The organism is Pseudomonas sp. NPDC086112, assembly GCF_044746425.1.
Taxonomy (GTDB): domain Bacteria; phylum Pseudomonadota; class Gammaproteobacteria; order Pseudomonadales; family Pseudomonadaceae; genus Aquipseudomonas.
The window spans coordinates 78,203-96,320 of sequence record NZ_JBIVCD010000022.1 but is presented as its reverse complement, the minus strand read 5'-3'; the positions used below and the strand labels follow the sequence as shown (position 1 = coordinate 96,320).

At 56.9% G+C, this 18,118-nt stretch carries 16 protein-coding genes and 1 tRNA gene; 13 read left to right on the top strand and 4 right to left on the bottom strand.

All coding sequences use genetic code 11. The features are described 5' to 3' along the window. The 5 genes from purC to ACIPLA_RS16890 form a co-directional block, all read left to right on the top strand. On the top strand, nucleotides 1-616 hold a 616-nt coding region (purC, locus tag ACIPLA_RS16910; protein WP_401174350.1), incomplete at its 5' end, for a phosphoribosylaminoimidazolesuccinocarboxamide synthase. Nucleotides 617-699: 83 nt separating this feature from the next. Continuing rightward, nucleotides 700-789, top strand: a tRNA-Ser gene (locus ACIPLA_RS16905). A 342-nt stretch (nucleotides 790-1,131) separates the two neighbouring features. Next, nucleotides 1,132-1,323 carry a DUF1508 domain-containing protein gene (locus ACIPLA_RS16900; RefSeq protein WP_008074435.1) on the top strand — a complete coding sequence of 64 codons (192 nt, stop codon included), beginning with the start codon at nucleotides 1,132-1,134 and terminating at the stop codon, nucleotides 1,321-1,323. Nucleotides 1,324-1,487: 164 nt separating this feature from the next. Next, nucleotides 1,488-2,414 (top strand): LysR substrate-binding domain-containing protein, encoded by a 927-nt coding sequence (locus ACIPLA_RS16895; protein WP_401174347.1) that lies wholly within the window; start codon nucleotides 1,488-1,490, stop codon nucleotides 2,412-2,414. A gap of 57 nt (nucleotides 2,415-2,471) precedes the next feature. After that, nucleotides 2,472-2,837 carry a 5-carboxymethyl-2-hydroxymuconate Delta-isomerase gene (locus tag ACIPLA_RS16890; RefSeq protein WP_401174345.1) on the top strand — a complete coding sequence of 122 codons (366 nt, stop codon included), beginning with the start codon at nucleotides 2,472-2,474 and terminating at the stop codon, nucleotides 2,835-2,837. On the opposite strand, the gene ACIPLA_RS16885 is transcribed toward ACIPLA_RS16890, so the two are convergent. Both ACIPLA_RS16885 and ACIPLA_RS16880 read right to left on the bottom strand, forming a co-directional pair. Then, nucleotides 2,810-3,766 carry a LysR family transcriptional regulator gene (locus ACIPLA_RS16885; protein WP_401174355.1) on the bottom strand — a complete coding sequence of 319 codons (957 nt, stop codon included), beginning with the start codon at nucleotides 3,764-3,766 and terminating at the stop codon, nucleotides 2,810-2,812. The two genes, ACIPLA_RS16890 and ACIPLA_RS16885, sit on opposite strands and share 28 nt — an antisense overlap. A 291-nt stretch (nucleotides 3,767-4,057) precedes the next feature. Beyond that, nucleotides 4,058-4,993 (bottom strand): LysR family transcriptional regulator, encoded by a 936-nt coding sequence (locus ACIPLA_RS16880; RefSeq protein ID WP_123499067.1) that lies wholly within the window; start codon nucleotides 4,991-4,993, stop codon nucleotides 4,058-4,060. A 174-nt stretch (nucleotides 4,994-5,167) separates the two neighbouring features. Between ACIPLA_RS16880 and ACIPLA_RS16875 the strand changes: the two genes are divergently transcribed. From ACIPLA_RS16875 to ACIPLA_RS16850, 6 genes are read left to right on the top strand one after another with little or no spacing between them, the layout of a single operon-like run. Next, on the top strand, nucleotides 5,168-5,785 hold the full coding sequence (locus ACIPLA_RS16875) for a thermostable hemolysin (protein ID WP_401174341.1): 618 nt from the start codon (nucleotides 5,168-5,170) through the stop codon (nucleotides 5,783-5,785). Beyond that, nucleotides 5,782-7,350: an AMP-binding protein gene (locus ACIPLA_RS16870; protein WP_218398173.1), complete on the top strand. Its 1,569-nt coding sequence runs from the start codon at nucleotides 5,782-5,784 to the stop codon at nucleotides 7,348-7,350. Before ACIPLA_RS16875 ends, ACIPLA_RS16870 begins: the two co-directional genes overlap by 4 nt. Beyond that, nucleotides 7,325-8,206, top strand: a complete 882-nt coding sequence (locus ACIPLA_RS16865; protein ID WP_401174337.1) for a TauD/TfdA family dioxygenase — start codon at nucleotides 7,325-7,327, stop codon at nucleotides 8,204-8,206. The genes ACIPLA_RS16870 and ACIPLA_RS16865 overlap by 26 nt, the downstream gene beginning before the upstream one ends. 9 nt (nucleotides 8,207-8,215) lie before the next feature. Further along, nucleotides 8,216-9,343, top strand: a complete 1,128-nt coding sequence (locus ACIPLA_RS16860) for an aminotransferase class III-fold pyridoxal phosphate-dependent enzyme (RefSeq protein ID WP_218398170.1) — start codon at nucleotides 8,216-8,218, stop codon at nucleotides 9,341-9,343. Continuing rightward, complete coding sequence (locus tag ACIPLA_RS16855) at nucleotides 9,321-10,661, top strand: aspartate aminotransferase family protein (RefSeq protein ID WP_401174334.1); 1,341 nt, start codon at nucleotides 9,321-9,323, stop codon at nucleotides 10,659-10,661. The genes ACIPLA_RS16860 and ACIPLA_RS16855 overlap by 23 nt, the downstream gene beginning before the upstream one ends. 2 nt (nucleotides 10,662-10,663) lie before the next feature. Next, the gene (locus ACIPLA_RS16850; RefSeq protein ID WP_401174332.1) at nucleotides 10,664-12,079 is read left to right on the top strand and encodes an amidase; all 1,416 of its coding nucleotides are present in this window, start codon (nucleotides 10,664-10,666) and stop codon (nucleotides 12,077-12,079) included. Between the two features lie 6 nt (nucleotides 12,080-12,085). Here ACIPLA_RS16850 and ACIPLA_RS16845 read toward each other — a convergent pair whose 3' ends face one another. After that, a complete protein-coding gene (locus ACIPLA_RS16845) occupies nucleotides 12,086-12,997 on the bottom strand; it encodes a DMT family transporter (RefSeq protein ID WP_401174330.1) in 912 nt (303 codons plus the stop codon). A gap of 86 nt (nucleotides 12,998-13,083) precedes the next feature. Continuing rightward, nucleotides 13,084-14,271 carry a cyanate transporter gene (locus ACIPLA_RS16840; protein ID WP_218398161.1) on the bottom strand — a complete coding sequence of 396 codons (1,188 nt, stop codon included), beginning with the start codon at nucleotides 14,269-14,271 and terminating at the stop codon, nucleotides 13,084-13,086. A gap of 477 nt (nucleotides 14,272-14,748) precedes the next feature. On the opposite strand from ACIPLA_RS16840, the gene ACIPLA_RS16835 reads away from it, so the two are divergent. After that, nucleotides 14,749-16,131, top strand: a complete 1,383-nt coding sequence (locus ACIPLA_RS16835) for a glutamine synthetase family protein (RefSeq protein WP_218398159.1) — start codon at nucleotides 14,749-14,751, stop codon at nucleotides 16,129-16,131. A 326-nt stretch (nucleotides 16,132-16,457) separates the two neighbouring features. Beyond that, complete coding sequence (locus tag ACIPLA_RS16830; RefSeq protein WP_401174327.1) at nucleotides 16,458-18,107, top strand: phosphoethanolamine transferase; 1,650 nt, start codon at nucleotides 16,458-16,460, stop codon at nucleotides 18,105-18,107. The last annotated feature ends 11 nt before the right edge of the window (nucleotides 18,108-18,118 follow it).

Genomic DNA, 18,118 nt, shown 5'->3' with positions numbered 1-18,118 from the left:
GGCGTTCGACGGCAAGCGCATCGAGCAGCTCGACCGCAAAGGCATGGTGAACAACAAGTTCAACGCCTTCATCATGCAGAAACTCGAAGCAGCCGGCGTGCCGACTCAATTCGACAAACTGCTGGGCGACAACGAATGCCTGGTGAAGAAGCTCGACATGATCCCGGTCGAATGCGTCGTGCGTAACTATGCCGCCGGCAGCCTGGTCAAGCGCCTGGGCGTTGAAGAGGGCATGAAGCTCAACCCTTACACCTTCGAACTGTTCCTGAAGGACGACGCCAAGGGCGACCCGTTCATCAACGAATCCCACGTCGTGGCATTCGGTTGGGGCACCGCCGAGCAACTGGTTCGCATGAAAGAACTGTCGCTCAAGGTCAACGAAGTCCTGAGCAAACTGTTCGACGACGCCGGCCTGCTGCTGGTCGACTTCAAACTGGAATTCGGCGTGTTCTCCGACGGCTCCATCGTCTTGGGCGACGAGTTCAGCCCGGACGGCTGCCGTCTGTGGGACAAGGCCACCGGCAAGAAAATGGACAAGGACCGCTTCCGTCAGGGCCTCGGTGACGTCATCGAAGCTTACGAAGAAGTCGCCAATCGTCTGGGCGTACCGCTTTAATCGACGCAAGCATCTGATAGCACGGAAAAATTTCGCTTAGGGGGTTCGCTTCCGGCAAAAGTGTTGTTATGATGCGCGCCGTTGGAGAGATGCCAGAGTGGCCGAATGGGACGGATTCGAAATCCGTTGTACCTTCACCGGTACCTAGGGTTCGAATCCCTATCTCTCCGCCATTACATAGAAAAAGCCCCGTAGCTGAATAAGCTACGGGGCTTTTTCGTTTGTGCAGATTTTTCCGACCGACCACTTTCGGGTTCGTCCTTACTTTTGCCCAGGTTCTTGGTGTCGGATGAATCAGCACAGCAACGTAAGAAAAATATGCCTGTTCACGAGAAAAATGCCTCCACCGAGTCGCTTTAATTACCACCCCCTGTATTTGTTGATCGCTTCACGAATCAAGGGGCTATCTTCGAAACATCCCCTGACATTGAAAGACATTGCCGCAAAAATTCCTCATCTACTCTGGTTCTGCAGGTCACTGACCTGTCGTAATCAGCAGTCGCAAGGAGCGATCAATGTATTTTGAGATTTACAGGCAAACCCGTGGTATCGCACAAACTGGCAAGGGCCAATGGCGCTGGCGTTTGCGGGCGGGGAACCATGAAACGATTGCCAGTGGGGAGGCTTACGTCAACAAGTCTGATTGCGTGCATGCCATCAGTTTGATCAAAGGGACTCATGATCAGACCCCGGTCAAGGAGATATAGACTCCAGGGTGGTGAAGCTGCTCAGTCAGAGCAGCTTCTTTTTTTTTCCGAACGCTCGTATAAGTGCCCTGGATTTTTAGGGATCGGGTCATTTGCCAACCTGCATAGACGCCGATCGCAACACCTCCCTAAACTGTCCGCCGTCTGGGATCGGGGTGCAACAGATGAATCGCAATGAACTGCGCAAGGCCGATATCAACCTGATGGTGGTATTCGAGACATTGATGCTCGAACGCAACGTCACACGGGTGGCGGAGAAACTGTTCCTCGGTCAGCCGACCATCAGTGCGGCGCTGAACCGCTTGCGGACGATGTTCAATGATCCGCTGTTCATTCGGGTCGGCCATCGCATGGAGCCGACGGCGCGGGCCGAGGAGATTATTCAGCACCTGTCACCGGCGTTGGACTCGCTGTCGGTGGCCTTGAGCCTGACCCATGATTTTGATCCGCTCAGCAGCACCATGACGTTTCGCATCGGGCTGTCGGACGATGTCGAGTTCGGCCTTTTACCGCCGCTGCTGCGTGCTTTGCGCCTGGAAGCGCCGAAGGTGGTGTTTGTGGTTCAGCATGTCGACTACTGGCGCATTCCCGACCTGCTGGCGTCTGGTGATATCACCGTTGGTATCAGCCAGACCCGCGGCCTGCCAGCCAACGCCAAGCGCAAATTGCTGCGGCACATCCAGCCCAGTATTTTGCGCGCAGACGCCTCGGACACACCGCTGACCCTCGATGAATATTGCTCGCGGCCGCACGTGCTGGTGTCCCATACCGCGAATGTCAGTGGCTACGCCGATGAATGGCTGGCGGAGATCGGTCGTACACGCCAGGTAGTGCTGTCCGTTCCGCAGTACAGCTCGTTGCCGGCCTTGCTCGCCGGCACCGATCTGATCGCCAGCCTGCCGGATTACACGGCTGAAGCGATGTCCGCGTCCGGCCAACTATTCAAGGAGCCGTTTCCGTTCAAGACGCCGACCCTGGACCTGTCCATGGTCTGGCTCAGTCATGTCGACAGCGATCCGGCCGAGCGCTGGCTGCGCTCGCGTCTGGAGGCGTTCATGAGTGAGCGTGCGACTCTTGCGCCGTCCCAGTGAACAGGGCGGCTCTGTGTTATATGTACGACCTTTCTGCCAATCTTCAGGAGCCCCGTTATGCCCCACCTGCACATGGAATACACCGCCAACTTGCCCGAGTTGAATGCCGATCTGGCGTTGATGCGACTCAACAATGCGTTGATGGCTTCCGGTCAGTTTGCGGCCGAGTTCGATATCAAGAGCCGTGCAGTAAAGGTCGAGAGCTTCAAGGTTGGCACCGCACTGGGCGAGCGGGCTTTTGTGCATATCAAGCTGGCACTGTTGAGCGGGCGTTCGGCGGAGATCAAGAAGCAGTTGTCACAAAGCCTGTTGGCAGTGTTGCAGGACTTGTGCGAATGGCCGGCCAACGTAGATGTGCAGTTGTGTGCGGAAATTCTGGATATTGATCGCGAGTCCTACACCAAGACGGCCATCGGACTCTGACAGATCAGGTCAGGGGTGCAGAGCAAACCCTGTTCTGCGCAGGCTTTGACCACTTGCTCGCGAAGCCACGTATTGGCGCTGTCCTGATCGCTGGCTTCGCTCCATTGCATGTCGAGGATAAATCCTGGCAAGCCCTTTGATGCTTCGCAATGACTGAATACCGCGTCATTGGCCAGCAGCGTTTGAATGCGCCGCGGTAGCGTCAGGATGAGATCGGTGCCGGTGATCATTTTGAGGGCTGCCCTGTAGCTGGCGGGTTGCGCGATATGCTGTCGTTTGTGATCGACACTGTGGGTGTCGAAGGTCTTGTGTGGAGAGAGCACGTGACGATGTTCAATGGATCGCAAATTTGGGCGTAATTGCGGCGGAGTTACGCGTTTATCGAAGACGTAAACCAGCTCGTCTTCAACCAGCCTCCGGGATTTGAAGTCAGTGTGGCTGTGTTGAAAGTCGTGGCCGAAGCAGATCACCAGATCGAGACTGTCGTCACGCCGTTCATCGATGGGCGGAGCGGTATCGAGTTTTTGCACATTGACGATCACCGGCAGGTTAGCGAAGTCGAAGTTCCTCAACAGCCGCGGCAGTACCAGCAGTTCGAAGTATTCCGGCGCGCAAATATTGAAGGTGACGGCTTTTAGAGTCGGATCAAAGGCTTGAGCCCCGGAATGGCAGAGGTTGATGCCTTCCAGAATCTTCAGCACATGCTCGTGCATAGTGGTGGCTTTGTAGGTTGGACGCATTCCTGATCGGGTGTTGATGAACAAATCATCTTCGAAGCCGGTGCGCAGCTTTTTCAGCGAATAGCTGACGGTGGACTGGCTGACCCCAAGGGTTTCGGAGACGGCGGTGACGCTGCTTTGTGCATACACGGCGACGAACACCATGAGGTCCTGCATATCGAGCTTTCTAAGTAAATTGCTGTTAAGCATCTGACCCATGTCTATGAACTCCCTGTCCTGTTTTGAATACGATTCAACAGGATAACGGAACGATAGTGCCAGGAGAATGGCTTGTAGGAAGCTTCATTGTCAGATGTGGGACACAACGTGTAGGTAACACGACCTACACATCACTGGCCTGAGGGGGGGCGGGATTTTCTGTATCAGCGCAGATTGCTCGAAGGTGACCTGTATCGAGTGCCAGATGCTGTATCTCACCGGCCAAGCGCTGAAGTTACGCCCAGACACTTGGCTGCGGTCGGTCAGTAAAGTGAAGTCTTATTACAGTAATCCGTCCTGCGCACACACGCTGACAATTTGTTCGCGAAACCAGTTATTGGCGCTGTCTTGACCTGGTTTCTCGTTCCACAACATGTCCAGTGTGAAGTTCGGTAAACCCGTCGGTGGTTTGCAATGGCTGAATCTGGCTTCATTGCTGATCAGCATTTGGATGCGTCGAGGCAGAGTGAGAACAAAATCGGTTCCGGGGATCATGTTGAGTGCCGCAACGTAACTATTAGCTCGTGCGACAATTTGGCGGGTGTAGCCCAATTTGCTGAGCCAGCCATCCACCATGTTGGTGTCTGAAGTCCAAGGAGTCGGGAAGATATGCTGGCGTGCGACAAAGGTGTCCAGGCTGAACTCACCCTCTGGAGGCGCATAGTCTTTATCGACGACGCAGACCAGGTCATCTTCCAGCAGCACTTGTGATTTCAAATTTTTAGCACTGTGATGAAAGTTGGGCCCGAAACAAATTGCCAGATCGAAACGGCCATCCATAAGTTCGTCGTTAGGGATGTCTATGTGGAGTTTCTGGATATTTACTATGACCGGAAAACTACTGCCGATAAAGCGTTTCAATAAGTTTGGAAGTATAAGAAGTTCGAAATATTCAGGTGCGCAAATATTAAAAGTGATCTCTTTTTGCGCCGGGTCGAATGAGTGTAGTCCGGAATGGCATATATTTATGCTCTTCAGGATTTTGAGAACATGGCTGTACATTGTGGCGGCTTTGTGTGTTGGCCACATGCCATTGCGGGTATTGATGAAGAGCTCGTCCTCGAAACTCGTGCGAAGCTTTTTCAAGCAGTAGCTTACCGTGGACTGGCTGACGCAGAGGGTTTCGGAGACCTCGGTGACGCTTCTTTGTTCATACACAGCCACGAAAACCATAAGGTCCTGCATATCCAGTTTTCGTAGCAGATTGCTATTAAGCATAAAGGTCCATCTCGGTGAAAATCCATGTGTGTCACGTTACGTCGTGTTTTGTGACAAGGTTGTTTATTTATATATTAGTGGAAGCAATTGGTTTTTTAAATAGTCTGTAGGAGATTTCCTCAATATATTCTCGTTCCACTTAGAGAGAACCCTGACCAGGGATAGGAGGGCGAAGTGTTGGTACGCGTCACGGAAAGTCAAACGCCGTTATGGATGCAGGCGACTCAAGTTGTGAAAGAAAAGTTTCGCAGCTCTTATAAGGCATCCGTAGAGCCGAGCCCGCAGTATTTTGCGGTCACCCAAGACAGTGAGGAGCGCATTCTTTCTTGCGCCGGTATAACTTTTGCGGATCATCGCACACTGTTTTCGGAGCAATACCTGTCGCAACCGATAGAAGCGATTCTGTCCCAGCGTTATGAAAAAATGATCGATCGATCAGTTATTGCTGAAATAGGGAGTTTGATTTCTCATCATCGGACAGCCGGGATGATCATGGTCAACATGGTTCCGTTGTTGGCCTGGTGCATGGGGGCTCAATATTTGCTTTGCACCGTCACACCTCGGGTCCGGCAAATGATGGAGAGCTGTCAGATCGATTTCGAACCGCTGCTCACAGCGGACCCTCAGCGTCTGGCCGACGATGGTGGCAAGAACTGGGGTACCTACTACTCGAAATTACCTGTCACCGGTTTTATCCGCGTGGACCCGAAACGTTCGCGATTCGCCGCTATGACCCTCGGTACTTTGTTTACCCAGCTGTCGACCGATTTGCCGGCGAGGGCGCAACCATGAGCGGTCATTTCATTGCTGACTTGCGGCTTGCATTGCAGGTCAATCGTCAGAAGGTCTGCGCTATCGATTGTGCTCCGACCGGCCTGGAACACGCCGCTGTCATGACCTATGGCGAGCTGGAATCCCGGGCGCTGAATCTGGCGGCAGAACTGCAGCGGCGCTTCGACTCGGCCGCTCATGGCGATCACGTTGTGCTGGGGATTGCGACGCGTAATAGCAGTGACTGGTTGATTGCCGATCTGGCTTGCCTGTTTGCCGGCATTACCGCATTGCCTTTGCCGCTGGCATTCAGTCAGTCCCAGGCCGAACACCTTGCCGAGCGTTGTGACGGGTTTCTGGTGGATGCCGCAGGCGAGCGGACGCTGGCTGAGCGGTGGAGGCTGGACTTTCCCGACAGCCGTCTCAGGCGTATCAGTGAACCTGCCCTGGAGCAGCCGTTGTTGCGAGAACCGGACGGCGATAGTGCATGGATCTGCAAAATCATTCATACCTCGGGGACTACCAGTCGGCCCAAGGGTGTGCGCCTGAGCACGGCGGCGGTGGGGGCGGTATTGACTTCCCTGCGCCAGTGGATGCCGGTCGATGCCCATCGCAGCTATCTGTCACTGGTGCCATTGAGCCTGCTGCTGGAACAAGTGACCGCCGCGTATTTACCGCTGCTGGCCGGCGGGACCGTGTATTTCCTGCCTGAAGGCCAGGCGCTGCTAGGGGAGCCAGGAACGTCACCGCAGCGTTTGATCGAATGGATCCTGCGGGTCGAACCGACGGCCTTGACGGTACCACCGGTGATGCTCAATCACTTTCATGAGTTATTGACCGAAGGCGGCGTGCAGGGTGAACGCCTGTCTCGTTACCTGCATGCGGGGGTGCATATCACGTGCGGCGGCGCGGCCGTCAGCATCGATATCCTGCATGCCCTCGCCGAGGATGGCATTGCGGTGTTCCAGGGTTACGGGCTCTCCGAGAACGCCTCGGTCGTCAGTATGAATACCTTGCAGCACCAACGTCTGGGCAGTGTGGGCAGGCCGTTGCCGCATGTTCAAGTGCGCATCGGCGCCGACCAGACCATTGAGGTCAAGAGCAGTTCGTTGTTCAGCGGCTACTCGGGCAAAGATCCCAGCGCCTGTTCGATGTCCGACGATGGCTGGATGGACACCGGGGATCTGGGGGAGCTGGATGCTGATGGCTTTCTTTATGTTCGCGGCCGCAAGAAAAATGTGATCTGCCTGCCCAATGGCCGCAACGTCAGCCCGGAACAGGTCGAGCTGGAATACCGCGAATACCCCGGTGTGCGCGATGCCGCTGTGTTTTTCGATGAAACCCATGGGTTGGTGGCGCTGTTGTGTGTTGAGTCGGTACCGGATCGCGATGAGCTGGCTAGCTGGTCAGCCCGGCGCTTTTCCGACATCGAGCGACCGAGCCGCCTGTGGTTGCTGACCAAGGACGATCCATTGCTCGAGCAACTCTACACCGTCACCGGCCGTCCAAAACGCGCCGATATCGCTACTGTTTTCGCCAATCTGCAAGGGAATGCATCTGATGAACACGCCTGCCTATCATTGTGAAAGCCCCGATGTATCCATTATTGAGCCGCGCCATTTTGCAAGCCTGGGCAAGGCCGAGCTGTACGACTTGCTGGGGCATTACGGCGTCGTCCTGTTACGTAACTGCATCCACAACCCTGAGGATTTCAGCGCCTATGTGAAGCAGAACAGCTCGCGACTGAGCCTCGACCCGGCTCGTGTCATGGTCGGTGGAGCCGCGCAGTTGGTGGATGCGGGCCGCCAGGCGATCGGTCTGCATTGCGAAAATGGTAACTCACCGTTCTGGCCGGACATCACCTGGTTTTATTGCCAGGAAGCGCCGCGCACCGGTTCGCAAACCACCTTGTGTGACGGTGAGAAAGTACTGGCAAAGCTGTCATCCGCCTGCCGCACATTTTTCGAGGACAACCCGATTCGCTACAGCCGCACCGTTGCCGGCGACAAATGGCGTCGGCTGGTTTGCCATTATTCGCCAGCGCTCTCGGACCCGGCGGCGGTCAGGATCGAAGATCTGATGCAGATCATCGGCGACGATCCGCAGACACAGATCTCCTTCGATCCGTTTGATGATTCGATTCATTACGCCTTCAGTACCCCGGCGATTCTGGTCTCCGAATTCAGCCAGCGTCCGGCGTTTGCCAACAGTATTCTCGGGCCGTCCTTCAACTATGAAGTGCCAGTGATCGATACCTCGTCCGGGCTGCCCATTCCCGGCGAATTCCTGCACGAAATCGCCGAGGTTTCCGCGCAGTACACCTACCCGGTCGGCTGGCGTGACCACGACATGGTGATGATCGACAACCGTCGGGTAATGCACGGTCGTGAGGCCATCGTTGATGAGCGCCGCCGTATCTTCAACGCCCTGAGCTACCGCTGAGACCTATTCATGAAGACCAATAACAGGCAAATCATTTCAGGTCAGTATGAGACGTATATCGACGGTGACGGTCGCCAGATCGTCGATCTGGCCGGCGGGTTTGGCTTTCAGGTACCGGCGGTAATCGACGCGGTCAGCCTTCAGGCGCAGAACATGGGGCTGTCCAATCGAGTGCTGATGTCCGACCCATTGATCGCTTTGTGCCGGCGCCTGGCCGAGCTGCTACCGCAACCGCTGGTCAGCTCTTATGTGTGCAGCTCCGGCGATGAAGCATTCGAAGGCGCCTTGAAACTGTGCAAAGGCCTCAAGCCCAAGGGCAACACCATTGTTGTTGTCCAGGGCGGTGACTATGGCTCGCTGAGTTACGGACGTTGCCTGAGCACGCCGCAAAACTATCTGCAGATGCAGCGTTTCCTGGGCTTCGAACTCGTGGCGATCAGGCATGTCCGCGACCTGGATAAAGTGGACTGGAACGATTGCTTCGCGGTTTGCCACACCAGCACCGTGATTGATGAAAACGGTCGCTTGCGCCTGATAGAGCAGGTGCTACTCGATCACTTGTATGTCGCGGCGGCCAATGCGTCGGTGCCGGTCATCGCGGTCGACGTGCAAAGTTGTCTGGGGAGCCTGGGCACGCTGTTTGGGTTTCAGCGTTATCGCAACACCCCGGACATTGTGGTGTTGGGCGGCCCACTGGGCGGCAGTGCGATTCCTGTCGGCACCTATACCTGCAGCGAACAGATGGCCTATCAAGTCTATGGTCGCAGCAGCCCGGCGAAACATGGCAGCACCACGGCCGGCAATCCGATGGCCTGCGTGGCCGCCATGGCGGCACTGGATTACGTGCAGGCACACGACTTGCCCAGGGAATGCCTCAATAACGGGCAGATCCTGGCGCAAGCGCTCGCCTCATTCGGCGCTGTCGCCTGCGGTGCCTGGGTCAGCCTGCCGCTGCCAGACGATCTCAAACCCGCCGAATTGTGCGAGGAGCTTTATCAGCGTGGCATCTATGTCAGTGCACCCCGTGGCCGCGAGTTGATTCTGCGTTGTCCGATCACTGCACGAGCCGAACACATCCAGCGCGCATCCCGGATCCTCAAGGAGACTTTAAGCCATGTCCTTAACTCTATCGCATGAACAACTGCTGGATGATTGCCAGCGGCATTGGAGTGCCTCGGCGGCCAAGCTCTATCGTCTGGGTAAAACCAGCGTCGAAAAGGACGCCGATGGCATCTATGTCACCGACCATGCCGGCAAGCGCTTTATCGATTGCGCCTGCAGCTATGGGGTGTTCATCGTCGGCCATCGTAATCCGATGGTGCGTGAGCAGGTGCAGACCCAGTTGAACCAGATGGCCTGGATTCCGGAGGGGCGGGTGCATCCGCTGCAAGGCGCATTGTCCGAGCGCCTTCGGAATCTGGTACCGGGGAATTGGGGGGATGTGCAGTTTATGGTCTCGGGTGCCGAAGCCATCGAACAGAGCATGCGTTATGTGCTCAAGGTGAAGCCGCACCGGCGTGGAATCGTGGTAATGAGTGATTCCTATCACGGCAAGACGCTGGCGGCGATGAGCATTCTTGGGCAGAAACAGCACCATCGCAGCTACGGCACCGCGGCCTCGGAAGTGACTTATGTGCCGTACGGTGACTTCGCCGCCTTGCAGAGAGCGGTCGGCGAGGGTGTGCGTGCGGTGTATGTCGAGCCGATTCTGGGGGGCGCCCACTTACAGGTTCCGCCTGTGGGTTACATGGCGAACATCCGCGCCCTGTGCGATGCCACTGAGACCTTGCTGGTGGCCGACGAAATCCAGACCGGTTTCGGCCGCTGTGGCAAGTGGTTCGCCGTGCAGTATGACGACATCGTGCCGGATATCATGATTCTCTCCAAAGGCCTGACGGGCGGTTACACCTCGTTTGCCTGCGCGATGTACAGCTGGCGACTGGCCACGCAATACCCTCTGAGCGAGATCGAGCCTGATCAGCGGACCAATGGCGGGCATCCGGTGGCATGCGCCGCGGCACTGGCCGCCATCGATTACATCGAGCAGCACAACCTGGTCGAGCAATCACGGATCAATGGCGGTTTGCTGCGCCATGGCCTGCAACGGCTGGCTCAGCGTTATCCGCAGATTGTCGAGGATGTGCCCGGTGTCGGCCTGATGACCGGCCTGCGCTTGCGCGGTTCGGTCTACGAAGCGCTGATGAGCATGGAATTAGGCAAGCGTGGCGTGCATGCCGGGCATTCAATGAATGAAAAAGCCGCGCACCCGGTTCTGCGGTTTTACCCGCCGCTGAACATCACGCCTGAAGCGCTTCGGCATGTCCTGACGATGACCGAAGAAGCCCTTGAGGCGATCGCCCGGCGTCCGAAGCTGGCGGTCAAGGCGTTTTCGCTGGTGGTCAGAAACATGTACCACATCCCCAACAAGCTACTGCGCAGCAACGGGAAGCGCTGAGTATGTTCAATCCCGATACTCTGACCCTGCGCGAAATGGCCGGTCTGCTGCGCCGCGGTGTGCTGACCAGTGTCAACTTGCTGGAGTTCTACTTGCAGCGTATCGATGAACGCAATCCGCAGATCAATGCCCTGATTCAACTGGAGTCTGTCGACGAACTGCGTCGACAGGCCCGGGAGGCCGATGAGATGGCCCGCATCGGAAAGATTCGTGGCCCTTTACACGGCATCCCCATGACCATCAAGGACGTCTGCCATGTGCGAGGCTTCCGAATGTCGCGAGGCCTGAAGGAGTTGCTGGGCGAGGCCAGTCAGGAGGATGCCACGGTCGTTGCCCGGCTTCGCCAGGCGGGTGCGATCATCCTTGGGATCAGCAATGTTCCCGAGCTGTGCATGGCGTTTGAAACCGACAATCTGCTGTATGGCCGCACACTCAATCCTTATGACGGGCGGCGCTCCGCTGGCGGTAGCAGCGGCGGTGAAGCAGCGGCCATCGCGGCCGGTTGCTCGCCGGCCGGGCTGGCCTCGGATGCTTGCGGCAGTGTGCGGATCCCGGCGCATTTCAACGGTATTTGCGGCATGAAACTGACCCAGGGGCGCGTGCCGTTGACCGGCCAGTTTCCCTATGATCGCTCCGGGCTGTTTCATCTGACGTCGGCGTTTGGCGTGATGGGGCGTTATGTCGACGATCTGGCGTTACTCGGGCAACTGATCAGCGGCGCTGACGGTCACGATCCGGACACCGTCGATGTGCCGTTCGCAGCCAGCCAACCGCTGGCCCAATTGCGTGTCGCACTGTCCTGGGAGTCCACCAGGACCCGGGTGAGCCCGGTGGTGAAGCAGGTTCTGCAACGGGTCGAGAGTTGCCTGAGCAATGTGGTGGCGCAGGTTACACCGACGGCTCCGCTGATGCTCGACGAGGCCTGCGATGTGCTCTGGCGGATTTTCATCACGGGCGCGGATGCCGGGCGTGGCTGGAAGCGTCTGTTCCAGTCCATGAACAAACAGACCTGTACGTCCGCCACCTCAGGGTTGATTCGCTTGAGCGAAGAGGTCGAATTGAGCGTGGATGAAATGAAGCGCGACTGGATTCTGATCGATACGTTTCGCTATCACCTGGCGAAGTTTTTCAATCAGCACGATCTGTTCATCTGCCCGGTATTCCCGGACGTGGCGTTCGCTCATGGCGAGTCTTTGCAGGATCGTGATCGCTATGCCTTTGTGTTTCCGTTCAGCCTCTCCGGTTCACCGGCGGTGGTCATTCGCGCCGGACATGATCCGGCCAACGGGATGCCGATCGGCATCCAGATAGTCGGGCCGCACTGGCAGGAGGAGCGACTGCTGGCCGTGGCCAATTTCCTGGAGCGCGAACTGGAGCGCTGGAGTCCGGTGGCCCCGTTGGACACAGTCATTCTTTGAAGGATCTCAAGCTGTAACGGTTTTGGCGGTACGGCTGGTGATCACCAATGCCAGCATGCCGACACCCACCAGCACGGCACCGGTGACTTCTATCAGCACCGGTTGCTGTCTGAGCCAGAACCAGTGAAACAATGTGACAAACAAGGTGTTCAGGTAGACGTAGGAAACCACCGTTGACGGTGAAATCACCCCGATTGCCCGATGCAGCAGCCAGAATGTCCCGAGGGTGCCAAACAGCGCCAGGTATACAAGCCAGAACATATCGCTCGACGACAACTGCGCGCCGCTGCGCCAACCGCCGTTAAACAGACAGAACACAAACAGAAACAGCGAACCGAAAAGCATGTTCCAGAAGGTCATCGCCACCGGGTCACGCCCCTTCAAGGTCTTGACCTTGAATCGCTGGCTCAGAGGCGAATAAAGCGCCATCGCCAGGCAGCCAACGCCGAAGATCAGTACCGGATACAGTGCAGGCAGTTCGCCTGGAGCTGCCCCTTTGAGCGTCAGCAGCAGGGCACCGATCGCTGCAATCGACATCGGCAACAAGCGGCTCTTCAGGCTTGGGCTCGGCAGCAGCAATACCTCAAAAAATAACGTCATCAGTGGCACCAGCGTGTACAGCGTCGCGGTATTGACCGCGGTGGTATGGCGTAGCGCTTCAAACAGCGAACCGAAATACGTTGCCAGCAGCAGCCCAAGAACCGCATGCGCCAGCAAGCCTCTGGCCGAGATCGGTGACGTATTTTTCAATAACAGCAGTGGCAAGAACATCAAGGCTGAAAACAGCAAACGCAGCCCGGTCAACAATATTGGATCTATCGATTGGCTGACCTCTGCCGCCGCAAAGAACGACGATGAGATCAGCATTGCCCAGATCAGCATGCCCCAATGAGCTTCTGCAAAACCGACTTGTTTCATGAGTTCCTTTTCCTGCGTTTGATCGAACCTGTAAGAGCCAACGGTGCCGCACCGCTGGCTCCTACGAAAAGCAGAACCTTCGAAGACTATTGAATATGCTGCGCGTATTGCCTAGGGTTGAAGCGCAGTACCATTACAATCATCACCGCCATCACCGCTGTGAGTGACCACCAGGCCCATTCGAAGCTACCCAATTGGTCGCGAATCATCCCGGCAATCAGCGGTGAGAGGCCCGCGATCAGGTAACCGATGCCTTGCACAAAGGCCGTCAGGCCGCCGGCACGACGCGGGTTATCCAGGTGATCAAGGGACACGATCAGGCTCATCGGGAACAGACCGCCGATGCCCAGGCCCAACAGGCACGGCCATAGCAGGCTAAAGCCTTCCGGGCTGAGGATCAGGCCGCAGAAGCCGGCCATGATCAAGGCCAGCAGAACGACCAGTACCAGGCGTTTGTCCTGGCTGCGGTTGGCAATCGCGGGTGTTATCAGCCCGGACACGACTTCCATGGCCGTGAGAAACCCCAGCAATAAGCCGGCATTCTGTTCACTCCAGCCTTTTTCCATGTAATACGGGGCTAGCCAGGCCAGCACACAGGTGTAGGAGGCGGTGCCCAAACCGAAGAAAATCGCCAGCAGCCAGGCCCGAGAGTTACCGACGAAGGACTCCTGGCGTCCCATCGGCGCCGCCGGCAATGGCGCGATTGCCGAACGCTGGGCAAGCCAGAAGGCCAGGGCGACCAGCGTCAGTAGCGCCCAGATGGCCAGGCCCATCCGCCAACTACCGGTTTGCGCCAGGACGAAAGGCGAGAACGATGCCGCAATCGCTGCGCCGCCCATGATCGAAGTGACATACAAACCCATGAACAGCGAAACGTTGTCGCTGAAGCGTGACTTGATCAGGGCAGGCATCACCGCCTGAATGAGGGCGATCCCCAGCCCGGCCAATACTGCGCTCAGGATCAACTCAAGGGTGCTATCCAGATACAGCCGCGAGACCGTGGCCACACCGATGATCAACAAGGACAGGATGATGGTGCGGTGTTCGCCAACCCGTTGCGCAATGCGCATTCCCAGGAACATCGCCAGGCCCATCGCCATGACGGGCAGCATGGTCAGCAGCGACGCGGTACTGAAACTTAATGGAACATCCCCGCGAATGGCCGACAACAACGGCCCGACAGCGGCCATCGAAGGCCTCAGGTTCAGTGCCACCAATACCACGCTGACCATCAGCCATCCGGCATAGGCGCTTGTAGTACGAACGTTTTCCATAACGGAACCCCAGATTTACAAGGTTGTGATTAGGCCGCTCCAAGCCTGCAGGGGCAAACTGAAAAGTCGCTGGCACTATCGAGAAATTAGGTTGGTTAGCGGGAGGAATGTTTAGCCAATCTGCAACCAAGGTTCATCAAGTCTGGATTTAACGGCTTATCTGCCCGTGTGACGCTGCTTTGCATCTGTTTACTGCGGTCTTTTCCATGGACGTCTGGCTGATCAGCATCAAACACGAGGGGGCGTCTGGTGCCACTTCAAGCCTTCAGCCACGTCGTCCATTCAGGCCTGCCAGCGCGCCAAGCCTGTCTGCACTCCCTTCCGAACTGGCCTTCTGGGCATTGTGGCACTGCCGCCACGCCCGCCCGCCGGATTCCTGCCTGTCCCGCTGATTGTTCTAACAGATCCCGCGCTGTGCGCCGGGATCAAACCGGCGGCGCCTGTGCGTTTGCCTGACGCGGATAGACGAGAATTCCCATGAGCTGTGCCACGACATCCTTCGCCACGAAAGAAGAAGCCCTGTCCTTCCTTGAACACAATCCGGATATCGAGATGTTCGAGCTGTTCATCCTCGACAACAACGGTGTGCCGCGGGGCAAGTTGCTGCATCGCGATGAACTGCTGGCGGTGTACGAGAGCGGGCGGCCGCTGCCGAGTACCATTCTGGGCCTGACCATCAATGGCGACGATGTGGAAAATTCCGGTCTGGTCTGGGACGTCGGTGATATCGATTGCCGCGCCTACCCGATCAGCGGCAGTTTGCAGCGCATGCCGTGGCGATTGATTCCTACGGCGGCGGTGCAAGTCAGCATGCATCCAAAAGAGGGCATGCCCGCGACTATCGCCGATCCACGGCACCTGCTAGCCAAGGTCATCGAAGGCTTGCAGGCCGACGGTTATTACCCGGTGATGGCGGCGGAGCTGGAGTTCTATTTGCTGGATCAGCAGCGCGACAGCAACGGTCGGCCGCAGCCGGCGCGGGATGTCGATGGTGGGCGGCCACGCTCCACGCAGGTTTATGGCTTACGTGAGCTGGAGCAGATCGAGCCGTTTCTGGCCGACCTCTACAGCGCCTGCAAGCTGCAGGGCATTCCGGCGCGCACGGCGATTTCCGAATACGCGCCGGGGCAGGTGGAAATCACCCTCGAACACCGCGCCGATGCTTTGCAGGCGATGGACGAAGCGGTGCGCTACAAACGATTGGTCAAGGGCGTGGCCCACAAGCATGGGATGGCGGCCTGTTTCATGGCCAAGCCTTTTGATGATCTGGCCGGCACCGGCATGCACATGCATATCAGCCTGGCGGACAAGGAGGGCAATAACCTGTTCGCCAGCGAAGCCCCGGACGGCACGCCGCTGCTTAAACAAGCGGTCGGCGGAATGCTCAGCACGTTGCTGGATTCGTTGCTGCTGTTCTGTCCGAACGCCAACTCGTACCGTCGTTTCCAGGCCAACAGCTACGCACCACTGGCGGCCACTTGGGGGGTGGACAACCGCACCGTGAGTTTGCGAGTGCCCGGCGGGCCGGCATTCTCCCGGCATATCGAGCACCGCATCTGTGGTGCCGACGCCAACCCGTACCTGGCGGCTGCGGCGATCCTGGCCGGGATTCATCGCGGCATCCGCGAGCAGCTTGACCCTGGAGCACCCGTGGAGGGCAATGGGTACGCCCAGGCTACGGAATTGCTGCCCACCGACTGGTTGACCACGTTGCGAGCGCTGGAGGCATCGAACTGGGCGCGGGAAGCATTTGGCAGTGAGTTTCTTGGCGTGTATCTGGCAGTGAAACGTGCCGAATACCGGCAGTTCATGGGCGAAGTCGGTGAGCAGGACTGGCGCTGGTATCTGCATCAAGCCTGAATTTAGTGTCCTGTCTCGCCAATACTGTTCCTTTTTGACGGCGTCTGTTGCCGTCATGCTGCGTTGCCGCTCCTCGCCATAGCGGGCTATGACTCGTCGCGGCGCCTTGCCTGACGGCAACAGCCACTCGTCAAAAGAGGAACGTATTGGTGAGACAGGACACCAGCCTTCATTGTTGAAAGTTTGGGCCTAATGCCATGAGCCAACTATTCGTTGGCTTCTTTTTCACGAAAAATTGATGCTTGGCTGCTTAAGATTTGTGTTGTCGCGGTAAATGAAATTTTCACATTTGACGCGGGCACTTCTTTCAGGAACAACCAATCATCATGTTGAAGTTCAAAGCCGTGCGCCCCGAATGGGTGACGTTGATTGCCAGCGCCTTTTTATTGGCTGGGTTCAATTCAGTGCTCTGGCAACACTTGTTCGTTATCACCGTGGCAGACGGTCAAGGCATCGTCATGCGTGTTGCATTCGGGGTAATGATCCTGGCGGCCTTCAACATTGTGCTGACCTTGCTGGCGTTTCGATCTGTGATGAAACCCGTGTTGACGCTGATCTTTTTGGTCAGTGCCGGCGTGGCCTATTTCATGAGCCAATACGGTGTGTTGATCGACGCCGGTATGTTTCGTAACTTCGCAGAAACCAATGCCACAGAAGTACGTGACTTATTGTCCGTGAAGTTGTTTGTTTATATTGCGCTTCTCGGAGTTTTACCGTCGTGGTTGTTGTGGAAGACGCCGGTTAATTACCGTCGTTGGCACCGTGAGTTATTAAGTAAAGTGCTGGTGAGTGTCGCATCGGTTGCGGTGATCGGCGGTGTCGCCATGGTCAACTATCAAGGCTTGTCGTCGTTGTTTCGCAATCACCATGAATTGCGCCTGATGGTGGTGCCAAGCAACTACATCGGTGCCTCGCTCGGTTATCTGCGCGAGCAAGTCGTTTCTGCCCGGCAACCCTTTGTCAAACTCGGTGAAGATGCCGAGAAAAACCTGATCTGGCAAACCCATGGCCGTAAATCCCTGACGGTACTGGTGGTGGGTGAAAGTGCTCGGGCCGAGAACTTCGGCATCCTGGGTTATGACCGCGACACCACCCCCCAACTGGATAAGGAAGCCGGCCTGATTGCCTTCACCGATGTGCATTCTTGCGGCACGGAAACGGCCGTGTCGGTGCCCTGCATGTTCTCCAACATGGGCCGCAAGGATTACAACGCCAGCAAGGCAAAGAATGAGGAAGGTCTGCTGGACGTGCTCAAGCACGCCGGTCTCGAGGTGATCTGGCGGGATAATCAGTCGGGCTGCAAAGGTACTTGCGATCGGGTCACTGTCGACGACGTGAGTAACCTGAAAGACCCGGCGTTGTGTGCCAATAGCGAGTGCCGCGATGAAATTCTCCTGCAAGGTTTGCAGCACTTCATCGACACCCTGGATAAAGACACCGTGCTGGTACTGCACCAAATGGGCAGTCACGGTCCGGAATACTTCAAGCGCTACCCGAAAGAGTACGAACACTTCACCCCGGTGTGTGAAAGCAATGCACTGAACAATTGCAGCCGCGAAAGTATCGTCAATGGCTACGACAACACGTTGGTGTACACCGACCATGTGCTGTCGACCCTGATCGATCTGTTGCGCAGTAATCAGGACAAAGTCGATACCGCCATGCTCTATCTGTCGGACCACGGCGAATCGCTGGGCGAATACAACCTGTTCCTTCATGGCACGCCTTACATGCTGGCGCCGGAACAACAGAAGCATGTAGCGATGCTGGCGTGGTTCTCCGACAGCTATCAAAAATCGTTCTCGGTGGACACTCATTGCCTGCAATTGAGTCGCGAAAAACCCTTGAGCCAGGACAACCTGTTCCATTCCATGCTTGGCCTGCTGGAGGTCAACAGCAAGGTCTACGACCCGGGGCTGGACATGTTTGCCGGCTGCCGCGGCGCAGTGATTGACGGTGTGCTGGCCAAAAAATGAGTCCGTCGACC

Coding starts and splice junctions, on each gene's coding strand:
- ACIPLA_RS16830 (WP_401174327.1), top strand. CDS start 16,458: ATGTTGAAGTTCAAAGCCGTGCGCCCCGAATGGGTGACGTTGATTGCC.
- ACIPLA_RS16845 (WP_401174330.1), bottom strand. CDS start 12,997: ATGAAACAAGTCGGTTTTGCAGAAGCTCATTGGGGCATGCTGATCTGG.
- ACIPLA_RS16885 (WP_401174355.1), bottom strand. CDS start 3,766: ATGCTTAACAGCAATTTACTTAGAAAGCTCGATATGCAGGACCTCATG.
- ACIPLA_RS16850 (WP_401174332.1), top strand. CDS start 10,664: ATGTTCAATCCCGATACTCTGACCCTGCGCGAAATGGCCGGTCTGCTG.
- ACIPLA_RS16835 (WP_218398159.1), top strand. CDS start 14,749: ATGAGCTGTGCCACGACATCCTTCGCCACGAAAGAAGAAGCCCTGTCC.
- ACIPLA_RS16860 (WP_218398170.1), top strand. CDS start 8,216: ATGAAGACCAATAACAGGCAAATCATTTCAGGTCAGTATGAGACGTAT.
- ACIPLA_RS16840 (WP_218398161.1), bottom strand. CDS start 14,271: ATGGAAAACGTTCGTACTACAAGCGCCTATGCCGGATGGCTGATGGTC.
- ACIPLA_RS16890 (WP_401174345.1), top strand. CDS start 2,472: ATGCCCCACCTGCACATGGAATACACCGCCAACTTGCCCGAGTTGAAT.
- ACIPLA_RS16880 (WP_123499067.1), bottom strand. CDS start 4,993: ATGCTTAATAGCAATCTGCTACGAAAACTGGATATGCAGGACCTTATG.
- ACIPLA_RS16865 (WP_401174337.1), top strand. CDS start 7,325: ATGAACACGCCTGCCTATCATTGTGAAAGCCCCGATGTATCCATTATT.
- ACIPLA_RS16870 (WP_218398173.1), top strand. CDS start 5,782: ATGAGCGGTCATTTCATTGCTGACTTGCGGCTTGCATTGCAGGTCAAT.
- ACIPLA_RS16855 (WP_401174334.1), top strand. CDS start 9,321: ATGTCCTTAACTCTATCGCATGAACAACTGCTGGATGATTGCCAGCGG.
- ACIPLA_RS16900 (WP_008074435.1), top strand. CDS start 1,132: ATGTATTTTGAGATTTACAGGCAAACCCGTGGTATCGCACAAACTGGC.
- ACIPLA_RS16895 (WP_401174347.1), top strand. CDS start 1,488: ATGAATCGCAATGAACTGCGCAAGGCCGATATCAACCTGATGGTGGTA.